The sequence below is a fragment of the Pseudofrankia saprophytica genome (assembly GCF_000235425.2).
Lineage (GTDB): Bacteria > Actinomycetota > Actinomycetes > Frankiales > Frankiaceae > Pseudofrankia > Pseudofrankia saprophytica.
Genome location: NZ_KI912266.1, coordinates 6864035 through 6883456, shown reverse-complemented (window position 1 = coordinate 6883456; position 19422 = coordinate 6864035). Strand labels below are relative to the sequence as shown.

General features: G+C 72.2%; 18 protein-coding genes. 8 read left to right on the top strand and 10 right to left on the bottom strand.

Features of this window, described 5'->3' with window-relative positions; genetic code table 11:
• Window positions 1-101 precede the first annotated feature (101 nt).
• A complete protein-coding gene (locus tag FRCN3DRAFT_RS0229020; protein WP_232794327.1) occupies window positions 102-1904 on the bottom strand; it encodes an N-acyl-D-amino-acid deacylase family protein in 1803 nt (600 codons plus the stop codon).
• Between the two features lie 450 nt (window positions 1905-2354).
• On the opposite strand from FRCN3DRAFT_RS0229020, the gene FRCN3DRAFT_RS0229015 reads away from it, so the two are divergent.
• From FRCN3DRAFT_RS0229015 to FRCN3DRAFT_RS0229000, 4 genes are all read left to right on the top strand, one after another.
• Entirely contained in the window at window positions 2355-3827 is a 1473-nt protein-coding gene (locus FRCN3DRAFT_RS0229015) for an ABC transporter substrate-binding protein (protein WP_007518227.1), read from the top strand.
• A gap of 45 nt (window positions 3828-3872) precedes the next feature.
• The gene (locus tag FRCN3DRAFT_RS0229010) at window positions 3873-5690 is read left to right on the top strand and encodes an AMP-binding protein (RefSeq protein WP_007518226.1); all 1818 of its coding nucleotides are present in this window, start codon (window positions 3873-3875) and stop codon (window positions 5688-5690) included.
• Window positions 5687-7336, top strand: coding sequence for an AMP-binding protein (locus FRCN3DRAFT_RS0229005; RefSeq protein ID WP_007518225.1), 1650 nt, complete (start codon window positions 5687-5689; stop codon window positions 7334-7336). Before FRCN3DRAFT_RS0229010 ends, FRCN3DRAFT_RS0229005 begins: the two co-directional genes overlap by 4 nt.
• A 79-nt stretch (window positions 7337-7415) precedes the next feature.
• Window positions 7416-7727, top strand: a complete 312-nt coding sequence (locus FRCN3DRAFT_RS0229000; protein WP_007518223.1) for a putative quinol monooxygenase — start codon at window positions 7416-7418, stop codon at window positions 7725-7727.
• On the opposite strand, the gene FRCN3DRAFT_RS0228995 is transcribed toward FRCN3DRAFT_RS0229000, so the two are convergent.
• The 5 genes from FRCN3DRAFT_RS0228995 to FRCN3DRAFT_RS0228975 form a co-directional block, all read right to left on the bottom strand.
• Window positions 7724-8284, bottom strand: coding sequence for a hypothetical protein (locus FRCN3DRAFT_RS0228995; protein ID WP_007518221.1), 561 nt, complete (start codon window positions 8282-8284; stop codon window positions 7724-7726). The genes FRCN3DRAFT_RS0229000 and FRCN3DRAFT_RS0228995 overlap by 4 nt on opposite strands.
• Before the next feature lie 204 nt (window positions 8285-8488).
• Window positions 8489-9337: a sulfate/molybdate ABC transporter ATP-binding protein gene (locus FRCN3DRAFT_RS0228990; RefSeq protein WP_007518220.1), complete on the bottom strand. Its 849-nt coding sequence runs from the start codon at window positions 9335-9337 to the stop codon at window positions 8489-8491.
• Entirely contained in the window at window positions 9334-10113 is a 780-nt protein-coding gene (locus tag FRCN3DRAFT_RS46880; RefSeq protein ID WP_007518217.1) for an ABC transporter permease, read from the bottom strand. The genes FRCN3DRAFT_RS0228990 and FRCN3DRAFT_RS46880 overlap by 4 nt, the downstream gene beginning before the upstream one ends.
• 349 nt (window positions 10114-10462) lie before the next feature.
• Window positions 10463-11248 (bottom strand): molybdate ABC transporter substrate-binding protein, encoded by a 786-nt coding sequence (gene modA / locus FRCN3DRAFT_RS0228980; RefSeq protein ID WP_051467262.1) that lies wholly within the window; start codon window positions 11246-11248, stop codon window positions 10463-10465.
• A 251-nt stretch (window positions 11249-11499) separates the two neighbouring features.
• Window positions 11500-11913, bottom strand: a complete 414-nt coding sequence (locus tag FRCN3DRAFT_RS0228975) for a TOBE domain-containing protein (RefSeq protein ID WP_027141042.1) — start codon at window positions 11911-11913, stop codon at window positions 11500-11502.
• Between the two features lie 280 nt (window positions 11914-12193).
• On the opposite strand from FRCN3DRAFT_RS0228975, the gene FRCN3DRAFT_RS0228970 reads away from it, so the two are divergent.
• Both FRCN3DRAFT_RS0228970 and FRCN3DRAFT_RS0228965 read left to right on the top strand, forming a co-directional pair.
• On the top strand, window positions 12194-12772 hold the full coding sequence (locus FRCN3DRAFT_RS0228970) for a TerD family protein (protein ID WP_007518214.1): 579 nt from the start codon (window positions 12194-12196) through the stop codon (window positions 12770-12772).
• A gap of 244 nt (window positions 12773-13016) precedes the next feature.
• A complete protein-coding gene (locus tag FRCN3DRAFT_RS0228965) occupies window positions 13017-13292 on the top strand; it encodes a GlsB/YeaQ/YmgE family stress response membrane protein (RefSeq protein ID WP_007518213.1) in 276 nt (91 codons plus the stop codon).
• A gap of 171 nt (window positions 13293-13463) precedes the next feature.
• Here FRCN3DRAFT_RS0228965 and FRCN3DRAFT_RS0228960 read toward each other — a convergent pair whose 3' ends face one another.
• The 3 genes from FRCN3DRAFT_RS0228960 to FRCN3DRAFT_RS0228950 all read right to left on the bottom strand — a co-directional run bounded on the left by FRCN3DRAFT_RS0228960 (window position 13464) and on the right by FRCN3DRAFT_RS0228950 (window position 17076).
• Window positions 13464-14828, bottom strand: coding sequence for a VWA domain-containing protein (locus tag FRCN3DRAFT_RS0228960; RefSeq protein WP_007518211.1), 1365 nt, complete (start codon window positions 14826-14828; stop codon window positions 13464-13466).
• 348 nt (window positions 14829-15176) lie between these two features.
• On the bottom strand, window positions 15177-16133 hold the full coding sequence (locus FRCN3DRAFT_RS0228955) for a tRNA-dihydrouridine synthase (RefSeq protein WP_007518209.1): 957 nt from the start codon (window positions 16131-16133) through the stop codon (window positions 15177-15179).
• A gap of 172 nt (window positions 16134-16305) precedes the next feature.
• Window positions 16306-17076 carry a neutral zinc metallopeptidase gene (locus FRCN3DRAFT_RS0228950; protein WP_232794183.1) on the bottom strand — a complete coding sequence of 257 codons (771 nt, stop codon included), beginning with the start codon at window positions 17074-17076 and terminating at the stop codon, window positions 16306-16308.
• A 253-nt stretch (window positions 17077-17329) separates the two neighbouring features.
• Between FRCN3DRAFT_RS0228950 and FRCN3DRAFT_RS0228945 the strand changes: the two genes are divergently transcribed.
• Entirely contained in the window at window positions 17330-17533 is a 204-nt protein-coding gene (locus FRCN3DRAFT_RS0228945; protein ID WP_007518207.1) for a hypothetical protein, read from the top strand.
• Window positions 17534-17828: 295 nt separating this feature from the next.
• Window positions 17829-17969 carry a hypothetical protein gene (locus FRCN3DRAFT_RS0228940; RefSeq protein WP_232794182.1) on the top strand — a complete coding sequence of 47 codons (141 nt, stop codon included), beginning with the start codon at window positions 17829-17831 and terminating at the stop codon, window positions 17967-17969.
• Window positions 17970-18067: 98 nt separating this feature from the next.
• On the opposite strand, the gene FRCN3DRAFT_RS0228935 is transcribed toward FRCN3DRAFT_RS0228940, so the two are convergent.
• Window positions 18068-18925 carry a L,D-transpeptidase gene (locus FRCN3DRAFT_RS0228935; protein WP_232794181.1) on the bottom strand — a complete coding sequence of 286 codons (858 nt, stop codon included), beginning with the start codon at window positions 18923-18925 and terminating at the stop codon, window positions 18068-18070.
• Window positions 18926-19422 lie beyond the last annotated feature (497 nt).

The window sequence follows — 19422 nt, the reverse complement described above, 5'->3', positions numbered from 1 at the left end:
TTCCGCTGGCGCCCGCCCGTCTTGGGGCTATTGAGCAGAATCAGCCCCCTGCGCCCCTGCGCCCGGCGCGTTCGGCGCGTTCGGCGCGTTCGGCCGCTGGGTCAGCGGGTGGGCACGGTGACGGTGTCGCGGCCGGAGCGCAGCAGGGTTCCGGGGGTGGCGCCGGTCGGCTGGCCGCCGGCGACGATCTGGACGCCGTTCACGAAGACCGCGTTGACGCCGACGGAGCCCGCGGTGAGCCTCGCGGAGCCGGCCGGCAGGTCGTGCACGAGCCGCGCGGGCTCGGAGTCGACCGTCGTCGGGTCGAAGATCACGAGGTCGGCGGCGTTGCCCTCGGCGACGACGCCGCGGCCGCGCAGGCCGAACGCCGCGGCGGGCTCGCCGGTCATCATCGCCACCGCCCGTTCCAGGCTGACCAGGCCGCGCCCGCGCAGGCAGTCGGCGAGGAAACGGGTGGGGTAGGGGGCGCCGGCCATCCGGTCCAGGTGGGCGCCCGCGTCGGAGCCGCCGAGCAGCACGTCCTCGTGCTCCCAGGTCTCCGCGCGCAGCGCCCAGGACTCGGGGTTGTTGTCGGTCGGCATCGGCCAGAGCACGGTGCGCAGCTCGTCGGCGGCGGCGATCTCGACCAGGGTGGCGAACGGGTCCTGGCCGCGCTCGGCGGCGATGTCGTCGACGACCCGGCCGGACAGGCCCTCGTTCGCGGGGGAGTAGGTGTCACCGATGACGTAGCGGCCGAAGTTCGCCAGGCGCCGCAGGACGCCGGCCTCCGGGGCGTTCGCGGCGGTGAGCAACCGCTCCCGGACGTCCGCGCCGCGCAGGGCCGCGATCCGCTCGGGGATGGGCAGGCTCAGCACATCGCCCCAGCCGGGGATGAGGTGCAGGGCGCAGAACGTCCGCAGGCTCATGTTCATCGGGACCAGCGTCGGCATGGTCAGCGCGATCACCCGGCCGCCCAGCTCACGAGCCCGGGTCGAGGCGGCGAGCTGGCGCGGCACCCGCTCGGGCGCGGCGGCGTCGATGGTCAGCACGTTCCAGTTCAGCGGCCGCCCGGCCGCCGCCGACAGCCCGGCGAGCAGCTCGATCTCGTCGTCGCTGAACATGTTCAGGCAGCCGGGGACGATGCCCTCTAAGAACGTCCCCTCGTGGCCGCCCACCGCGCTGGCGAGCGCCGTGAGCTCGGCGCGGTCCGCCCAGCGGGAGGCGACCGGCTGACCGTCCCCGTCGCTGTGGGACCCGGACAGGGTGGTGGACAGGCCCAGCGCCCCCGCCTCGAGCGCGGCGTGCAGGATGGCTGTCATCGCGGCGACCGCCTCCTCGTCCGCCGCCGAGCCGACCGCCGCCGGGCCCATCACGTAGCGGCGCAGCGCGCAGTGCCCGACCAGGAAGCCCGCGTTGACGGCGGTCCGGCCGTCCAGCCCGTCCAGGTACTCGGCGAAGGACTCCCAGCCCCATGCGACACCCGACTCGAGCGCCTCCAGCGGCATGCCCTCGACCCTCGCCATCATCCGGCGCAGGTAGTCGGCCTCGTCCTGCCCGCCGGACCCGTCCGGCCCGCCCTGCCCGTCCACCCCCCTGGGCCCGGCTGGCCCAGCACCGCGCGGGCGCAGGGGAGCCAGGGTGAAGCCGCAGTTGCCGCCGAGGACCGTCGTCACCCCGTGCTGGCTCGATGGTGTCGCGTACGGGTCCCACCACAGCTGGGCGTCGTAGTGCGTGTGCACGTCGATGAACCCGGGGCAGACGACCAGACCGGTGGCGTCGACGGTCGTGCCGCCGGCCGGCGCCTCGGTGGTCCCGATGGTGCCGGGCGCGCCGACCTCGACGATCCGCCCGTCTCGTATGCCCACGTCGGCGGCGCGTGCCGGCGCCCCGGTGCCGTCGACGAGCAACCCACCCCGCACGACCATCTCGAGCACTGCGCTCTCCTCCCACGCGACGTCCCGACAGTAGCGCTGAATCTGACGACCCGTCAGGTCATCGGGCCGATGCTGGCACGACGTCCCCGGCTGGTGGCCGATGGTGCGTGCTGCCGGGTGGACCGTGCCCTGACGATCGGTCAGGAGTTCGCCGGATTCGCTTTCGCCTGGAGGGGAACCTGTTCTAGTCTGTGGCGGCGCTCACGTCACCAGGGAGTATTGCCTCGACCACCCGTGTGGGGCCATGGCCCGACACGGCAGGCCGACGGCGCCCGCCACCCGGTGGGCGCGGCCCGGCCTGACCGGACCGCCGCGCCGACCGGACCGCCAGATCGACCGGACCGACCTGGCCCCGCAGGCCGCGCCCGGCGGCGAGCGCTCCCAGGAACGAACAGACCGCTGGAACGAACACGACCGCAGGACTGACGACGGAGAGGTCCGATGGCCCGCAGACACGTCCTCCCGGTGTTGCTCGGGACAACGGCCGCCGGGCGTGCGAAGAAAGATCATTTTCGCACGCCCTTTGGCCCGCCAGCCGACCGCCGGCGCGCACGGCTCGTCCCGGTTCTCGCCGCGGCCAGCGTGCTGCTGGTCGTCGTCGCCGGCTGCACCCGCTCGACGGACGAGACCGAGACGGGCGGGGGCGGCTCAGGCGCCCCGGCCACGTCGGCGCCGGCCGCCGCGGCTGCCGGCGACTTCGGCACCGAGAAGGGCATCTGCGGCCCTGGCACCGCCTCGAAGGCGACCGGCCGCGGCGTCACCGCCAGCTCGATCACGCTCGGTACCTTCGGGGACCCCGGCAGCACCATCACGCCGGGCCTCGGCCAGGAGTTCTTCGACGTCGGCGAGGCGTTCGTCGCCTGGTGCAACAAGGCCGGAGGCATCAACGGCCGCGAGCTGGTCCTCAACAAGCACGACGGCAAGCTGACCGACGTCGCCGCCCGCATGATCGACGCCTGCCAGACCGACTTCATGATCGTCGGTGGCGGCAACGCCGTCGACGCCCCCGGCGTCCAGCCGCGCGAGGAGTGCAAGCTCGGCTCGGTCCCGGCCTACGGCGTCTCCCCGGAGGCGCTGAACGCGAAGCTGCAGGTGCGCGCCCAGCCGAACACGGCCGCGCGGTACCCGATCGGCGGCTTCCAGTCGATGGCCCGGCTGTACCCGGACGCGATGAAGTCGCTCGGCGTCGGCGGCAGCACGCTCGGGACGCTGCGCCCGCAGGGCCTGCGGCTGCAGGAGGCGCTCACCCAGACCGGCTACACGGTGGCCGACTACCAGGAGCTGCCGCCGCTGGTCACGAACTTCCGCCCGTTCGTCGAGCAGCTCAAGAACAAGGGCGTGCAGGGCTACCAGCCGATCGGCCTGCAGGACCCGTCGCCGCTGGTCACCGCGATGAACGACGTCGGCCTGTCGCTCAAGTTCATGATCTTCGAGAACCAGCTGTACGACCCGCTGACGATCCAGGCCGCCAAGGCGACCAAGTTCCCGACGACGTACGTCGTGATCGACCACATCCCCTGGGAGCTGGCCTCGCAGAGCCCGGTGACCAAGGAGGCCGTCGACCTCGTGCACGCGACCGTCCCGAACGCGAAGCTCACCGACTTCACCGCGCTGTCCCTCAACGCCTGGGTGCTGTGGGCCAAGTCGGCGACCGCCTGCGGCGACGACCTCACCGTGGACTGCGTGCTCGGCAAGGCCGGCGCCGAGAGTGCCTGGACCGCCGGCGGCCTCTACCCGGAGCGCAACCTCGTCGCCGGCCAGCAGAAGACCACGAACTGCTACCTGCTGATGAAGGTCACGCCGGACGGCTTCGTCTACGACAAGGACGCCACCGGCCCGAACAAGGGCTTCTTCAACTGCGACGACAAGAACGTCGCGACACTCGCCAACACCTTCACCGACGTCTCCGGCTGAGCGGTCCCGCGTGGGCGTCGGCATGATCTACTTTGGAGCGGTGGCGTGAGCATCGAGCCGGAGAACGAGCCGGAGAACGAGTCGGGAAGCGGGTCGGAGCTCAGCCGGAGCGCCGGGCCGGGGACCGGGTCGGAGCCCGAGCCCGAGCCGATCAACTTCGCGGACATGCTCGAGCTGATGGCCGACGCGGTGCCCGACCGGCTCGCGCTGGTGGCCCCGCCGGTCCGGCTGACGTTCGGCGAGCTCGACGCCCGCATGGACCGGGCGGCCCGGCTGCTACGCGGGGCCGGCGTGCGCGCCGGCGAGCACGTCGGGATCTACGCGGTCAACCGGGCCGAGTGGGTCGAGTCGATGTTCGCCTGCATGAAGCTGCGGGCGTCGTCGATCAACATCAACTTTCGCTACGTACCCGCCGAGCTGCGCTATCTCGCCGTCAACGCGGACCTGGTGGCGATGGTCGTCGAGCGCCGCTACCTGCCGACCGTCGCCGAGATCCTGGCCGACGCGCCGGACCTGCGGGTGCTGGTCGTCCTCGAGGACGGCACCGACCCGGCCGACGACGGCGGGCTCGGCACGCTCGCCGGCCCCGGCGGCGCGCTCGCCGACCGCGGGATCCGGCTGGTCGGATACGAGGACGAGCCGGCCGACGACGGCCCGGTGCGCACCGCCCGCAGCGGGGATGACGTGTTCGTCCTCTACACCGGTGGCACCACCGGTATGCCCAAGGGCGTCCTGTGGCGGCACGAGGACCTGTTCCACGCCGCGATCGGCCGCCCGCTGCCGGACGGGTCCACGCCGCGGGCGCTTGCCGACATCCTCGCCCACACCGCGAACCCGCCGTTGAACTATCTGATCATGGCGCCGCTCATGCACGGCGCCGCCGAGCTCAGCCTGCTGATCAGCGTCGGCACCGCTGGGACGGCCGTGATCTGGTGCGGCCGCCACTTCGACGCCGACGGCGTGCTGCGCCTGGCCGCCGAGGAACGGGCGACGTCGATGACGGTCGTCGGCGACGCGATGGCCCGGCCTATCGCCGACGCGCTGTTGGCGGCCCCGGGCCGCTATGACCTGTCCGGGCTGCTGGCGTTCTCGAACACGGGCGCGCCGATGTCCGGCCAGGTCCGCGACGACCTCGCCGCCGCGCTGCCGAACGTGTTCCTGCTCGACTCCTACGGCGCGTCCGAGTTCGGCCACAACGGCAGCGCGAACGGCGGGAAGCGGGTGTTCCAGCTGACCGGGGACACAGCGGTGCTGGACGAGAACCTCGACCCGGTCCCGCCGGGCTCGCCGGAACCGGGGCGGATCGCGCGGCGCGGCGCCATCCCGCTCGGCTACTACAAGGACAGCGAGAAGACCGACGCGACGTTCCTGCGCGACACCCGCGGCGTCCGCTGGGTCGTGCCCGGCGACCTCGCCCTGGCTCGTGAGGACGGCACCGTCCAGCTGCTCGGCCGCGGCAGCACGGTGGTGAACACCGGCGGCGAGAAGGTCTTCCCCGACGAGGTCGAGGACGCGCTCAAGACACACGACGCGGTCTTCGACGTCGCGGTCGTCGGCGTGCCGGACGAGCGGTACGGCGAGCGGGTCGTGGCGCTGGTCGCGCTGCGCGCGCCGGCGACGGCGCCGCCGAGCGCCGCGGAGCTCATCGCTCACACCCGTCAGCACCTCGCTGGGTACAAGGCGCCCAAGGAGATATATATATTGGATACAATCGTCCGCAACCCTGCCGGCAAGCCGGACACGGTCTGGGGCCGGGAGACCGCGCGGCGCCTGTCCGACGAGGCCGCCGCGGCCCGCGCCGCGACCGCGACCGCGGCTGAGCCGGTAGCGGCGGCGCAGACTCCGGAGGATGTGAACACGTGACCACCACCGCCGAGACGTCCACCGCGGGCGCGGCCACCGCCACGGCCACCGCCACGACCCAGGCGCCGCAGTCCGGCGATCTCTACCGGCCGTCGTTCCTGCCCGACCTGCTCATCGCCGCGCTCGGGCGCAACCCCGACAGGCCGGCCGTCTACATCGGCGACGTCGCGCTCACCGCAGCCGAGGTGGCCGCGGAGATAAGCCGCTACGCGCAGGCCTACGCCTCCGTCGGCCTGCGGGTCGGCAGCCGCACGGCGATGCTCGCGCCGAACCGGCCCGAGGTCCTGTTCGCCATGGGCGCGAACATGATCACCGGCTGCCGCTCGACGTCGCTGCACCCGCTCGGCTCCATCGACGACCACGTCTACGTGCTCACCGACGCCGAGGTGGAGACGCTCGTCGTCGACGAGAAGTTCGCCGACCGCGCCGCCGCGTACCTGGAGCGGGTGCCGACGCTGCGCCAGGTCCTCACGTTCGGCCCGACCGATCTGGGGCCCGACCTGCTCGCGCTCGCCGGAGGCTTCACCCCGGCACCGCTGCGCGCCCCGGCCGTCGGCCCCGACGATGTCGGCGGCCTGACCTACACCGGCGGCACCACCGGCCGCCCGAAGGGCGTGCTCGGCACCTACCGCAACGCCGCCGCGATGACGCACATCCAGCTCACCGAGTGGCAGTGGCCCGATGAGCCCCGCTTCCTCATGTGCACCCCGCTGTCCCACGCGGGCGCGGCCTTCTTCATCCCGGTGCTGCTGCGCGGCGGCTGCCTGGTGGTGCTGCCCGGCTTCGAGCCGGGCGCGGTGATCGACGCGATCGAGAAGTACCGGATCAGCGCGACCATGCTGGTCCCGACGATGATCTACGTGCTGCTCGACCACCCGAAGCTCGCCACCGCCGACGTCTCCAGCCTGCGCACCATCTACTACGGCGCCGCCGCGATGTCGCCGACCCGGCTGATCGAGGGGATCAATCGGCTCGGCCCGATCTTCTTCCAGTACTACGGCCAGTCCGAGTCGCCGATGACGATCACCGTGCTGCGCCGGGAGGAGCACGACCTGGCCCGGCCGGAGCGGCTGGCCAGCTGCGGCCGCCCGGTGCCGTGGGTACGGCTCGCGCTGCTCGACGACGAGGGCAACGAGGTGCCGGACGGCGAGCCGGGGGAGATCTGCGTGCGCGGGCCGCTGAACTGCGGCGGCTACTGGAAACTGCCCGAGCAGACCGCCGAGCTGTTCCGGTACGGCTGGCTGCACACCGGGGACATCGCGCGCCGCGACGAGGAGGGCTACCTCTACATCGTCGACCGCAAGAAGGACATGGTCATCTCCGGCGGCTTCAACATCTTCCCGCGCGAGGTCGAGGACGTCCTGTCCGCCCACCCGGCGGTCGCCGCCACCGCCGTCATCGGCGTCCCCGACGAGAAGTGGGGCGAGGCGGTGAAGGCCATCGTCGTGCGCCGGCCGGGTGTCCCCACCCCCGACGACGAGCTCGCCGCGGAGCTGACCGCGCTCGTCCGCGACCGCAAGGGCTCCCACCACGCGCCGAAGACGGTCGACTTCGCCGACTCGATCCCTGTCAGCGCCCTCGGCAAGCCCGACAAGAAGGCACTGCGCGCCCAGTACTGGTCCACGACCGCCCGCCAGGTCAACTGAGCGCGCGGGGCACGCGTGCCGAGCGCGGCCCCGCGCGGTCGCGGTACAAACAGACCACCGGACCGAGCCAAGGAGCGTCATGCCCGTCATCGTCGCCAGCGTCGTCCCGAAGCCGGAGCACGTCGACGAGGTGCGCGCGGCCCTGCTGGCAGCCGTGCCCGAGGTGCACAAGGAAGTGGGTTGCAAGCTCTACTCGGTGCACGAGGCGCCCGGGAAGTTCTACTTCATCGAGGAGTGGGCGGACGACGCGGCGCTTGCCGCCCACTCCAAGTCGCCCGCCCTCGTCGAGATGGTCAAGCGCCTCGACGGCCTGACCGACGGCGCCTTCGACCTCGCCATCCTCAACCCCCTCCCGGCCGGCACCCCCGAACAGGGCCAGCTGCGCCCCTAGCCGGCGTCACCCAGGGCCGTCCGCTCCTGGGCTCCTCCGTGCTGAGAGCGGAAATCCGGGCGCAGACGGCGGATCGCGTAGATCACGCGGTATCTGGCGTGGCCGCGGAAGCGGTGCAGCGGCCACAGGGCGGTGGTGCCCTCGACTGGGCTGGCGTGCAGCAGCAGGTCGTGGCCGGCCGCACGGACGCCGGTGCAGACGGCGACGTGGTTGACCGGGAAGTCCCCGAAGTTCAGCAGCTCACCGCCCTGGTAGCGCGGCACGAACTCCTCCAGGCGCACCCGCGGCCGGTCCGTGCCGAGCCAGACGAGGTCGCCCGCACGCAGTCCTGCCAGCGCCGGGACCGGCTCGAAGCGATCCAGGTCGTAGAACAGCTCCAAGGACTGGAACTCGGCGGGAAGCACGTAGCCGAACAGGTCACGGATCACCAGGTGGGCCAGCGTGACGCAGTTGAGCCCGTCGCGCTCGGCGTCCCTCCGGTCGCGGACCCGCGCCGGGCTCTGGGAGAAGACGTAGCGGATCGACGGGTCGAGGTAGGACCGGAAGACGTCGTCCACCCGCACCTCCTCGGTGACGCCGGCATGATCGCGACTTCAGCCCTCTGGCGGTTGCACCTGCTGCCGTTCCATGACCACTAGAGTGCACGACCGGCGATCATGTCAACGGGCCGGCGCTGGCGGTCGCGTCATCAGCCGGGCGTCGCGGGTCGTTGGTGACGCGGGCCGTCTGGCTGATCTTGATGTCGATGATGCCCGCTGCGGCTACCGTCGCCTGGGCTCGGCGGCGCCGAAGAGCTGAGCGACGTAGCGGGTCGGCGGGTTCTCGGCGAGATCGGCGGGCTTTCCCTCGGCGGCCACGGCGCCGGCGTCGAGGATGACGAGGCGGTCGGCGAGGGCGGCCGCGTCCGTGGGGTCGTGGGTGACGACCAGGACGGCGGCGCCGGTCGCGGGCAGCGTCTGGCGCAGGAACGCGCGCAGGTCGACGCGGGTGGTCGCGTCGAGGGCGGCGAGCGGCTCGTCGAGCAGCAGCAGGCGGGGACCGGTCGCGAGCGCCCTGGCCAGCGCGACCCGCTGCGCCTGCCCGCCGGACAGGGTCGCCGGCCTGCGCGGGCCGAAGCCGGACAGGTCCATCCGGTCGAGCCAGGTGTCCGCCGCCGCGGGCGCGTCGCGGCGGGAGACCAGCCGCCGGGCGCGCAGGCCGAAGGCGACGTTGTCGCGCACCGACAGATGCCGGAACAGCAGGTAGTCCTGGAAGACGACGCCGACCGGCCGGTGACGAGGCTCGACGAACCGGTCGGTCGCCGGGTCGTCGAGCACCTCGCCGTCGAGTGTCACCAGGCCGTCGCTTAGGGGCAGCAACCCGGCGAGCGCCGCCAGCAGACTGCTCTTGCCGGCCCCGTTCGGCCCGAGCACCCCGACGACCTCACCCGGCGCGACGTCCAGCGCGACCTCCAGGGTGAACGCCCCGCGGCCGACGACCACCCGTGCCCGCAGCCCCGCCGCCTTCGACTCCACGGCCGTCGACTCGGGGGATCCCAGTTCCATGGCCGCCGGCTCCAGGGACCCCGACTCCACGGCCCCCGCCTCCGCGTCGCGCGCCTCCGCGGTCATGCCGCCGCCCGGCTGACGGCGTCGCGCGCGGTGGGCAGCCAGCGCCCGCGCAGGGCGGAGAGTACGACGACGGAGGTGACGAGCAGGACGAGGGAAAGGGCGATCGCGGCGTCCGAGTCGCTCTCCATCGCCGAGTAGACGGCCAGCGGCATCGTGCGGGTAGTGCCGGGGAGGCTGCCCGCGAAGGTGATCGTCGCGCCGAACTCGCCGAGCGCCCGCGCCCAGCACAGCACGGCCCCCGCGGCGACCGACGGCGCGACCGACGGCAGCGTGACCCGGCGGAACGTGTACCAGGGGGAGGCGCCGAGCGTCGCCGCTGCGTCCTCGTAACGCCGGTCGGCGCCGAGGAGCGCGCCCTCGACGGCGACGACGAGGAACGGCATCGCGACGAAGGTCTGGGCGACCACGACGGCGGCGGTGGTGAACGGCAGGCTGACGCCGAACGCGTCGTACAGGTAGCGCCCCGCGACGCCGCGCCGGCCGGCGGCCAGCAACAACGCGACGCCGCCGACGACGGGCGGCAGCACCATCGGCAGGGTCACCAGCGCCCTGGCCAACCCCCGCCCGGGGAACTCCACCCGCGCGAGCAGCCACGCCAGCGGGACGCCGAGCAGGAGGGAAAGCACGGTCGCCGCGGTCGCCGTACGGATCGACAGCCACAGCGCCTGGCGGACGCCCTCCTCGCGCAGCAGCCGGGGCAGCTCGTCCCACGGCCCCCGCCACACCAGCCCGACCAGCGGCAGCAGCAGCAACAACGCGCCGAGCGCCGCCGGCACGACCAGAGGCCACGGCAGCCCGCCATCCCGGTGGCCACGCCGCCGTCGCAGCCGCCACACCCTCCGGTTCGGCGCACGGCGGGCCCGACCACGGCCACGGCCAGCACCCGCGCCAGCCCCACGGCCAAGGCCAGCCCCACGGCCAGGGCCAGGGCCGGCCGTGGGGGCCTCGACCGCCGGCGTGGCGGCCGAGGCGCTGGGCTCCGGGGCTCCGGGTCCGGGGGCGCTGGATTCCGGGAGGCCGGGTTCCGGGGAGCTGGGTGACGCGTCGCCCGGTCCGCTGCTGCGCGGCATGGGCCGCCCAGCAGCGCGGCGGCGGCCGCCGGCTCCGGAAGCTGTCATGGATGGGTTACTGCGGCTTGCTGAAGCCGGCCTTGCCGAGGACGTCGATGCCGGTGGTCGAAAGGACGAAGTCGGCGAACGCCTTGCCGGTGGCCTGGTGATCGCCGCCGGTCAGGGTGGCGATCGGGTAGTCCGTCGAGGCATTCTGCGCGTCCGGGATCTCGACGCCGAGCACCTTGTCACCGGCCGAGGCGACATCGGTCTTGTACACCAGTGCCGCGTCGACCTCACCGAGCTGGACGAGTGACAGCACGCTCTTGACGTCCTGGCCAAGCGTGGCCGGCTTGACCGTCACATTGGCCTTCTTCAGCGCCGCGAGGCCGGTGGCGCCGCAGGGCACCTGCTCCTCGCACAGGGCGACCTTGACGCCGGGTTTGGCGAGATCGGCGAGGCTCGTGATGCGCGCCGGGTTGCTCGGCGGGACGGCGATCTCCATGCTGTTGCGGACGAAGATCGTCGGGGTGCCCGCGGTCAGCTTGGCGTCGGTGACCTGCTTCATGGTGGCGTTGCTGGCGGCGGCGAACACGTCGGCCGGGGCGCCGGCGATGATCTGCTGGGCGAGCGCCGAGCTGGCCGCGAAGTTCAGCTTCACATCGGCGCCGGGGTGCGCGGCCTCGAACTGGTCCGCGAGCGCGGTGAACGTCTCGGTCAGTGAGGCGGCGGCGAACACCGTGACCGACGTCGCCACCGGGTCCTTCGTCGGTGACGCCGACGCGGCCGTCGATGCCCCGGTGGACGCCTCCGAGCCGGTCGTGTCGTCGCCGCAGGCGGCGGCGCCCAGCGCCAGCGTCATGGCGGCCAGGAACACGGTCAGCGCGTCGCGGCCCCGGAGTCCTCGCCGCCGTCGCGGCTCGGCCGCCGACGGCCCGGCAGCCAGACCTCTCGTGTCAGTCCACAGTCTGATCATTTTGCCCCCGCCTGTCCCGAGAAGAGGCCGGCCGGCCGGACGGGCCGCCGACGCCGAGTGACTGTGCTGCTGAGTGACTGGCTGCCGGGTGACCGCGCCGTCACCAGCGACCCGCGCCGGAGCGGCGCGTCTACCGCCTACCGCCTGACCGGCAGCTCGACGACGACGTTGGTCGCCTTCACCGCCCCGACCGCGAGCACGCCGGGCTCCAGCCCCAGTTCGTCGGCCGCCTCCCGGCTCATCAGCGAGACCACCCGGTAGGGGCCGCACTGCAGCTCCACCTGGGCCATCACGCCGTCACGCAGGACTCGGGTGACGATCCCCGGGAAGCGGTTGCGGGCCGACTCGCCCGCGATCGGCGCCCGGCCGAGCGCCGGCTCGCTCGACGAGCTGACCTCGCGTGCGAACCGGGCCAGCTCCGCCGCCTCGATCGCCTGCCGCCCGGCATCGTCCCGGACCGTCGGCAGCCGGCCGCTGTCCGCCCACCGGCGAACCGTGTCATCGCTGACCCCGAGCAGGGCGGCGGCCTCGCTGATCCGAAAGTTCGGCACGATGGTCACCATACCGACGCATTAACGGAGCTGCCTGCCAGTTGGCGCCGCAAGCGCGGACTGGCGCCAGCAAACGCTCGCCGCCATGATCAGGGCCGTGGAGTGGACCATCCGGCCGCATAGGCCACTTGGGTGTGGTTGCCTGGTATCTCCAGGTTTCCCTGATCCGAACTGGCCGAAGGAGGCACGACAGCGACGTCCACACGCCTTTGGCCAGGCTGGTGTGCTTCGTTCGCATTCGTGTTCCCGGCGGCCCCTACGCTGTGGGGGTAGACCGTCGATGACCGTCGACGTCACCAAGGGCGCCAGCATCGCGCTCACCAAAGAGGGCTCGGACCTCACCCGTGTGACCGTCGGTCTCGGCTGGGATCCCGCTCCGCGGGGCTCCGAGGAGGACTTCGACCTGGACGCGAGCGCGCTCGCGCTGCGCGCCGACGGCCGGATCGTGTCCCGGGACTACTTCGTCTTCTTCAACAATCTGTCCAGCACGCACAACGAGATCACCCACCGCGGCGACAGCCTCACCGGCGAGGGCGACGGCGACAACGAGCAGATCGACGTCCAGCTCGACGCGCTGCCCCCCACGGTCGAGCGCGTCGTCTTCGCGGTCACCATCCACAACGCCGACTACCGCCGCCAGGACTTCGGACACGTCCAGCACGCGTTCATCCGGGTCGTCGACGCCGTCCGGGGTGTCCAGCTCGCCCGCTACGACCTCACGCACGAAGCGGCCGCCGACACCGCGATGCTCTTCGGGGAGCTCTACCGCGACGACAGGGGCTGGCACTTCCGCGCGCTCGGCCAGGGCCGCCAAGACGGCCTCGCCGGCATCGCCCGCCAGTTCGGCTTCGACGTCTGAGCCTGGCGACCTTCACGCCCCCTGGCGGCGCGCTCGCGCGCGACCGCGCTGGACAGACGCCGGCGGTCGTTGTCACCTGAGTCGCCAGAGTCTCCTGGCCGCTCGGATCTTCTGACCCCCGGCGCGGCCGAGTCGCGCGGCCGAGTCGGACCTGTCGGCTGTTCGTCTTCCTTGTCCTTGTTTGGGAAGGCGCGAGACGAGGTAGATAGCGACCGATCCACTGTCTCCCGTCGGAGGGATTCCCGTGCTAGTCACCATCATCTCCTGGATCATTCTTGGCCTCATCGCCGGCGCGGTTGCCCGCCTGCTGGTTCCGGGCCCGGACCCGATGAGCATCCTGGCGACGATCCTGCTCGGTATCGCCGGCTCGTTCGTCGGCGGTTTCCTGGGTTACGTGCTGTTCGACAAGGACCTTGGGGAGGGCGCGCTGCAGCCCTCCGGCATCGTCGGCTCCATCGTCGGCGCCATCATCCTGGTGCTGATTGTCCGGGCGACCCGCCGCGGGCGCGTGCTGCGCTGAGCCACTGGCGAATATCCGACGGTGCCGGCCCGTCCGTCCCGCCGGGGCGACTTCTGACGGGAGCAAGAGGCGTTACGCAGACTCGGGGTGTGGCCAAAGGCCACACCCCGAGCGGCGTTTCGGAATGACAAGGCCATTCCCGACGGCGGTGCCGGCCAGGGAACGAGCCCGTCAGACCGGAACGCCGGCGGCGCGGGCCGAGCTCAGCCAGGCAGGGAACTCGCCAAGCATCCGGCGGTAGAGCGTCTCGTCGTCGATCGCGTCGAGGTCGTCCACCGCGAAGAACCCGGCATTGTCGACGAGCCGGCCGGAAAGTGTGTCCAGCTTCTCGAGAATGCCGTACCGCGCCTTTCCGACTCCGATGAACTGCCAGAAGATCGGCAGGTCGGCGGCCCGCCGCAGCAGGTCGGCGATCAGCCGGTCGCGGTAGAGGCCACCGTCCGTGAGCACCAGCACGAGCGCCGGCGGCGGCGAGGGCAACCGGCGGAAGTGCTCCACGATGAGCGCCATCACCTTCTGCTCCTCGTTCTGCCCGCCGATGCCGTCCCAGTTCGGGATCGGCCAGCCCGCGGCCCGTGCCGCCTGCTCCCGGGCGAGTGTCGCGTCCGCCCCGCCCTGGCCGGTCGTCGCCTTGCGCATCCGTACGTAGAGCGGGATCCAGTCGGCCAGGTAGTCGACGCGCAGCGGCGGGAGCGCGAGCGGCTCCGTCGCGTAGGACCAGACGTCCAGCGTCCCGTCGTCGTCCATGGTCGCGGCGACGGCGGCGACCCGTTCGACGACGCGCGCCACGGTGCCCGCCTTGTAGAGCCCGCGCATCGACCCGCTGGCGTCGAGTGCCAGCGCGACCCGCGCCTGCCGGCCGGCGATGCCCTGCTTGGCCAGGATCGTCTGGACGGTCTTCTTGCGCAGGTCGAGCCGCTTGCGCATGTCGATCCTCGGGTCCCCGGTCGCGGGCAGGTCCGCGGCGGCGGCCGGCGTGGGCGCGGAGATGTCCTCGTCGCCGCCGACGTCCACGCCGTAGTCGGTCGCCAGGCCCGCGAGGCCCGAGGCGTAGCCCTGGCCGACGGCCCGGACCTTCCAGGCACCGGCGCGCCGGTAGAGCTCGACCACGACCAGTGCCTTCTCCGGGCCGAGAGGCGGCGCGGTGAAACTCGCGACCTCCGTGCCGTTCGCTAGGTCCCTGACCGTCGCCCAGACGCCCAGGCCGCCGAAGGTCAGCAGAGGGGTGACGACGTCGATCGTCGCGGTCACGACGATCGACTGCACGTCCGCCGGCTGGGCCGGCGGGTCGACGGTGACCACCTCGGCGGCTCCGTCCGGCGTGCGGCCGATGTGGCGGACCGACCCGTCCGGGCTGCTCGGCGCGTTGAAGAAGATCATATCGGTGTCCACGCGGACCTTGCCGTTCGCTCCTAGCCGCAGCGCGCAGACATCCAGCGAGGTGTTGGCGCCGCTTGAGTCCGTCGGCCGCCAGCCAACCGTGATCTCGAGCGCCCGGTCCGGAAGCGCGGCATTCGCGCCTTTGGTCAACTCCACGCGCGTAATAGTGCCCCCGTCGGGGAGTAGCCGCGCAGGCTGGTCCCCACCGGAACCCACACCGCTGAGCGCGACGGTCTCTCGCTAGCTAGCGCCATAAGTGTGCAGTACGTGCGCCATTGGAAGGGCCGTAGGCGCGTTCGCGAGGGCAGGCCGGAGTGCTCCCCTGCACCGTCGACGTCACCAGGCGGGCGTGTTCCGGCCGGCCCGCCGCCGCGAACGCGAACCGTGGTTGGCCAGCGAGTCCATGGACTCGCTCCCCAGCCACAGTTCCCATCACTGGTGAGCAACCGTGGTGCCTCAGCGTGCGTATAGGCCTGCCCAGCCGCCACGGTTCGAGATCGCGGCTCAGTACTCGGCGAGATTCTCGGCCCAGTCGGCGGCGATCTCGCCGAAGACGGCCGGGTCGCCGTCGCGGTTCCAGTAGGCGGTGGCGACCTGGACGGCGGTGGCGCCGGCCCGCAGGAAGTCGGCGACGTCGCGACCGGTCGTCACCCCGCCGGCGCCGACGATCTCGATGTCGGCGGGCAGGAGCCGGCGCAGCTGGCGAACCTGGCCGAGGGCGACCGGGCGCAGCGCCGGCCCCGCGAGCCCGGCGAGCTCCACCCCGATCACCGGCCGCCCCGCCTCGTCGAAGGCCAGCGCGTTCGGGAAGGTGTTGGTCGAGCAGACATAGCGCGGACCGCCGCGCCCTGCCCCCCTCGTGGCAACGGTTCCGCTCGTCGCGCCGCTGGCCGGCTTGCCGAGTACGTCGGCCAGGCTCGCGAGCGCCTCCGGGTCGGAGAAAGGCGAGATCTTCACCCCGTAGGGGATCGGGGCCGGCGTGGCGCGCAGCACGTCGTCGACGGCGGCGCAGATCGTCGCGGTCTGGCCCGGGTCGAAACAGGCGATGCGCTTCTGGGTGCCGCCGTCCCAGACGTTGGGGCAGGCGAGGTTGAGCTCGAGCAGGTCGACGCCGGTCGGCGCGACCGCGGCGGCGGCCCGGGCATAGTCCTCGACGGAGAAACCGGCGATGCTCAGCACCAGCGGCTTGCCGGCATCGTGCGCGAGGCGTGTCATCGCGGGCAGGTGCTCGACGTAGTAGTCCAGGCCTCGGTTGGGCAGGCCGAGCGCGTTGAGCGAGAAGCCGTCACCGGCGTGGTAGGTGGTCCCGGAGTTGCCGGTCCGGGCGGCGACGGTGATCGATCCGACGATGACCGCGGCGGCGGCCGAGCGGGCGAGCCGCGAGACGTCCTCGAGCGACTTGCCCGTGCCTGCCGCGTTCATGACCGGGTGTTCCAGGTCGATCCCGCACAGCGTCGGCATCCGCGAAGTCCCTTCGGCGAGCCGCCGGCGCCCGCCGCCCGCGGCGGCTCCATCTTGCCTCGCGGCGGCGCCAATCCCCGCCGGAAGCCCAAGGGGCGCCCGGCGGGGAAGTAGCGGGGGTAGCGGAGCTGTGTGGTTGGCGCCTCCCGCCGACCGATGGGTCCGGCGGCCGTCAGCCGCCGATCGTGTCGGACAGCGAGATCCCGCCGGTGGGCGACTTGCCGATCTTGAAGCAGGTGTCGGCACCCTTGCCGTAGCCGAGAAGGGCGGCGGCGACGCGCTGGGACGGGTTCCCGTGCGCGTTCGGGTCGGCGTTCGGCTCGCCGACGGAGAACCAGGAGCCGCCGGAGTCGCCGAGCTGGAAGAAGAGGCCGATGCCCTCGACCGCATCGGAGAGGGGTAGCCGGTCGGCGTCGCGCGCGAACTTGGCCTGGACGCCGGCCAGGCAGTCGGCCTGGTTCTCCTCGGACCGGGAGACCACGCCTTCCTTGCTGGTCAGCGTCGAGACCCGGTGGCCCAGCTCGTGCATGAGCACCAGCATTGGGTAGGCCGTGTCCTGCTCGGAGAGCGAGGCCATGAACTCGGCGCTGTAGGCGACCGTGTCGTCGAGGCTGCAGTAGAACGCGTTGCTGGCGAAGTCGTCCGGGTCATCGCTCTGCGCCCCGCACTCGTCCGGCGGGATGTCGCCGTCGTGGTACTCGATGAAGCGCGGCACCGTCCAGACGCTGCCCAGCTTCTGCGCCCAGAACGTGTTGACGCCGCCCGGGCAGCCAATCGGTCCTGTGATGACCTTGAGGGCGCCATCCGCGGTGTCCGCGGAGCCGCCGCACTCGGCGCTGCCCCCGCCACCCCCGCCGCCGCCCGCGGCTGTCGCCGGGGTAGTCGGGTCCGGCGTCGCGGTGTCCGTCGGCTGGCAGGCAGCTAGCATTCCCGCCGTCAACACCACCGAAACCGTAATAGCGGCGATTGTCGCCCATCTCGTACGCACGTCGCGACCGTACCGGTTTGGGACCCGTCCGCGGTGGCCCCGTCGGCCCGGCGACACCGAACCTGGCCCGACAGGACGCCTGGTGGGCAGGCGCTCACGGGTCCGGCGACGCCCGACTCATCGTGCCTCGGGAGTGTAGAACCGCCGATAGTGGGTAATTTCCAGCCCGGGGGCGACCGCCCGCATGGCCTTCCGGTGGGGAGAATCGATGGCCGACACTCGGACGTACAAAAGAACGACCGTCGGGGTACTTATCTATCTAGTCGTCGGCCTGATCATCACGGTGAACCAGGGCTACTGGCATCCGGATCGTTGGGACGGCCATTTCCTGTCCAGCCTGCTCACCGGCGTTGTCGCCACCGTGCTCTGGCCGCTCGCGTTGTTCTACACGTTCATTCTCACCAGCACCTGAGCAGCTTCTCTCCCGCGCCGAAATTGGCGATGCGGGTCATGTCCGTGCTGCCGGGGCAGCCGATCGGCCCAGAGACGAACCGGATCGCGCCCGCGAGGTCGTCCGTACCGCCGCGGGCGAGGTCGGCCCGCGCTTTCCGCCCAACTCATCGTGCCTCGGGGGTGTATGGCCAGTCGATTGTGGGTAAATTCCGGAAACAAGCCACATTATGGGGCTCTCTCCGGGAGTGACAATGGTCGCGGTTCGTAGCTACACGAGGGCGTCGCTCGCGACGCTCGTATACCTAGTCATTGGCTTGATCATAACGGTGAACCAGGGATACTGGCACGTGGACCGGTGGGACGGGCATTTCTGGTCCAGCCTGCTGACCGCCCTCGTCGCCACCGTGCTCTGGCCGATCGCGCTGTTCTACAACTTCATTCTCACCCAGCGATGAACCGCTGAGCATTCCTGCCTCAGCCCGCCATGGCCCCGCCGCCGGTCCGCCTTACCTGGACCAGCGGCGGGGCCCCGCGGCGTGCGTGGGGAGGGAAGTCAGGTGATGGTGATCGGCGTTCCGACCGGAAGCAGGTCGGCCAGTTCGGTGATGTCCTCGTTACGTAGCCGAATGCAGCCCATGCTCACGTCGGTGCCGACGCGTTCCGGCTGGTTGGTGCCGTGTAGTCCGATGATTCCGTCAGCGCCGTTGAAGGTGGTCACGACGTCGGAGAAACCGGAAAGGCCAAAGGCATACGGTCCCCACGGCCCGGCCGGGCTCGCGGGCTTCAGCAGCTCGGCCAGGTAGAACCGTCCCGCCGGGGTCGGGGTGCTTCCGGTGCCGATGCCGACGGGGTATGCCCGCACCGGCTTTCCGTCCTTGAAGACCGTGAGGACGTGGCTCGCCCGGTCGACGGCGAGCGAGAACGGGGTCGCCCCGAGCTGTACACCGGCTCGCCGGATCCAGCCGCTCGTCCCGTTCGGCCGTACCGGTAGCGAGACCCGCAGCCAGTCGGCGTCGTAGTGCTCGACGAGCAGGGCCAAGGGGGCGCCCTGCGCGTTCGGGTTGGTGAGAGTGCGGGTAGCCATCTGCGCGGCCGCGCCGGTCGGCGGCGAGGTCGAAGGCGCAGCCGTCGCCCGCGCGCCGGAGCCGCCGCCCGCCTCGCCGCCAGCCTCGTCGTCGGGTGCCGACTCGGCGAAGATCGGGACGTCGTGATCCAGCGGCCAGGCGACGAGGCTCCATCCCTTCGGCAGGTGCGCGGGGTCGAGATCGTCATCGGCACCCGCCGTGGCCGCCGGCCGTGGCGGGCTCGCCGTCGGGCCAGGCCGCGCCGCCGGTTTGGCCTCGTCATGGCTCTTCCCGCAGCCGGTCGCGAGCGCGCCGAGCGCCGCGACGACCGCGAGCACCACGGGCACGCCGGCCCGACGCCTGGCGCGGGATCGGGTGGAGCGCGGCGCTCCCCACCCGATCGGTTGGGCCGTCGCCGCCTGGTCGTCTCGCCGTCCCAGCACTGCTCCGGCCCTCCCGCCCGTCGCCTCACCGCTCGCCTCGCGCAGACTACTGTGCGTAGTCGTCCGTTCGGGTTAGCCGTGGTGTTCGGGCGTGAACCGCCGGGACAACCCCTTCCCCGCCGTTCGGCGGCCCGGACTGGGGGGCGGCCCGGACCGGGGTGTGAGCCGGTCCGGGCGCCATCAGGGTGTCGGTGCGGGTATCCGCGCCGACGGGTCGGGCGCGGCGGCCTCCGGTCAGCGACCGGTGCGGGGAACGCCGTTCTCGTCGACGAGGCCGGCACGGCGCAGCGCGTCAGCGATCGCGCCGGTCGGCGGGGGCGCCGAACGCCCACCCCGCTGGCCGCCACGTCCGCCGCCGCCACTGCCGCCTCGCTGGCCGCCGCCGCCGCGTTCGCCGCCGC

Excerpts from the sequence above, each read along its gene's own strand:
- FRCN3DRAFT_RS0229020 (WP_232794327.1), bottom strand. The coding sequence starts at position 1,904 with ATGGTCGTGCGGGGTGGGTTGCTCGTCGACGGCACCGGGGCGCCGGCA.
- FRCN3DRAFT_RS0229015 (WP_007518227.1), top strand. The coding sequence starts at position 2,355 with ATGGCCCGCAGACACGTCCTCCCGGTGTTGCTCGGGACAACGGCCGCC.
- FRCN3DRAFT_RS0229000 (WP_007518223.1), top strand. The coding sequence starts at position 7,416 with ATGCCCGTCATCGTCGCCAGCGTCGTCCCGAAGCCGGAGCACGTCGAC.
- FRCN3DRAFT_RS0228990 (WP_007518220.1), bottom strand. The coding sequence starts at position 9,337 with ATGACCGCGGAGGCGCGCGACGCGGAGGCGGGGGCCGTGGAGTCGGGG.
- modA (WP_051467262.1), bottom strand. The coding sequence starts at position 11,248 with ATGACGCTGGCGCTGGGCGCCGCCGCCTGCGGCGACGACACGACCGGC.
- FRCN3DRAFT_RS0228970 (WP_007518214.1), top strand. The coding sequence starts at position 12,194 with ATGACCGTCGACGTCACCAAGGGCGCCAGCATCGCGCTCACCAAAGAG.
- FRCN3DRAFT_RS0228955 (WP_007518209.1), bottom strand. The coding sequence starts at position 16,133 with ATGCCGACGCTGTGCGGGATCGACCTGGAACACCCGGTCATGAACGCG.
- FRCN3DRAFT_RS0228945 (WP_007518207.1), top strand. The coding sequence starts at position 17,330 with ATGGCCGACACTCGGACGTACAAAAGAACGACCGTCGGGGTACTTATC.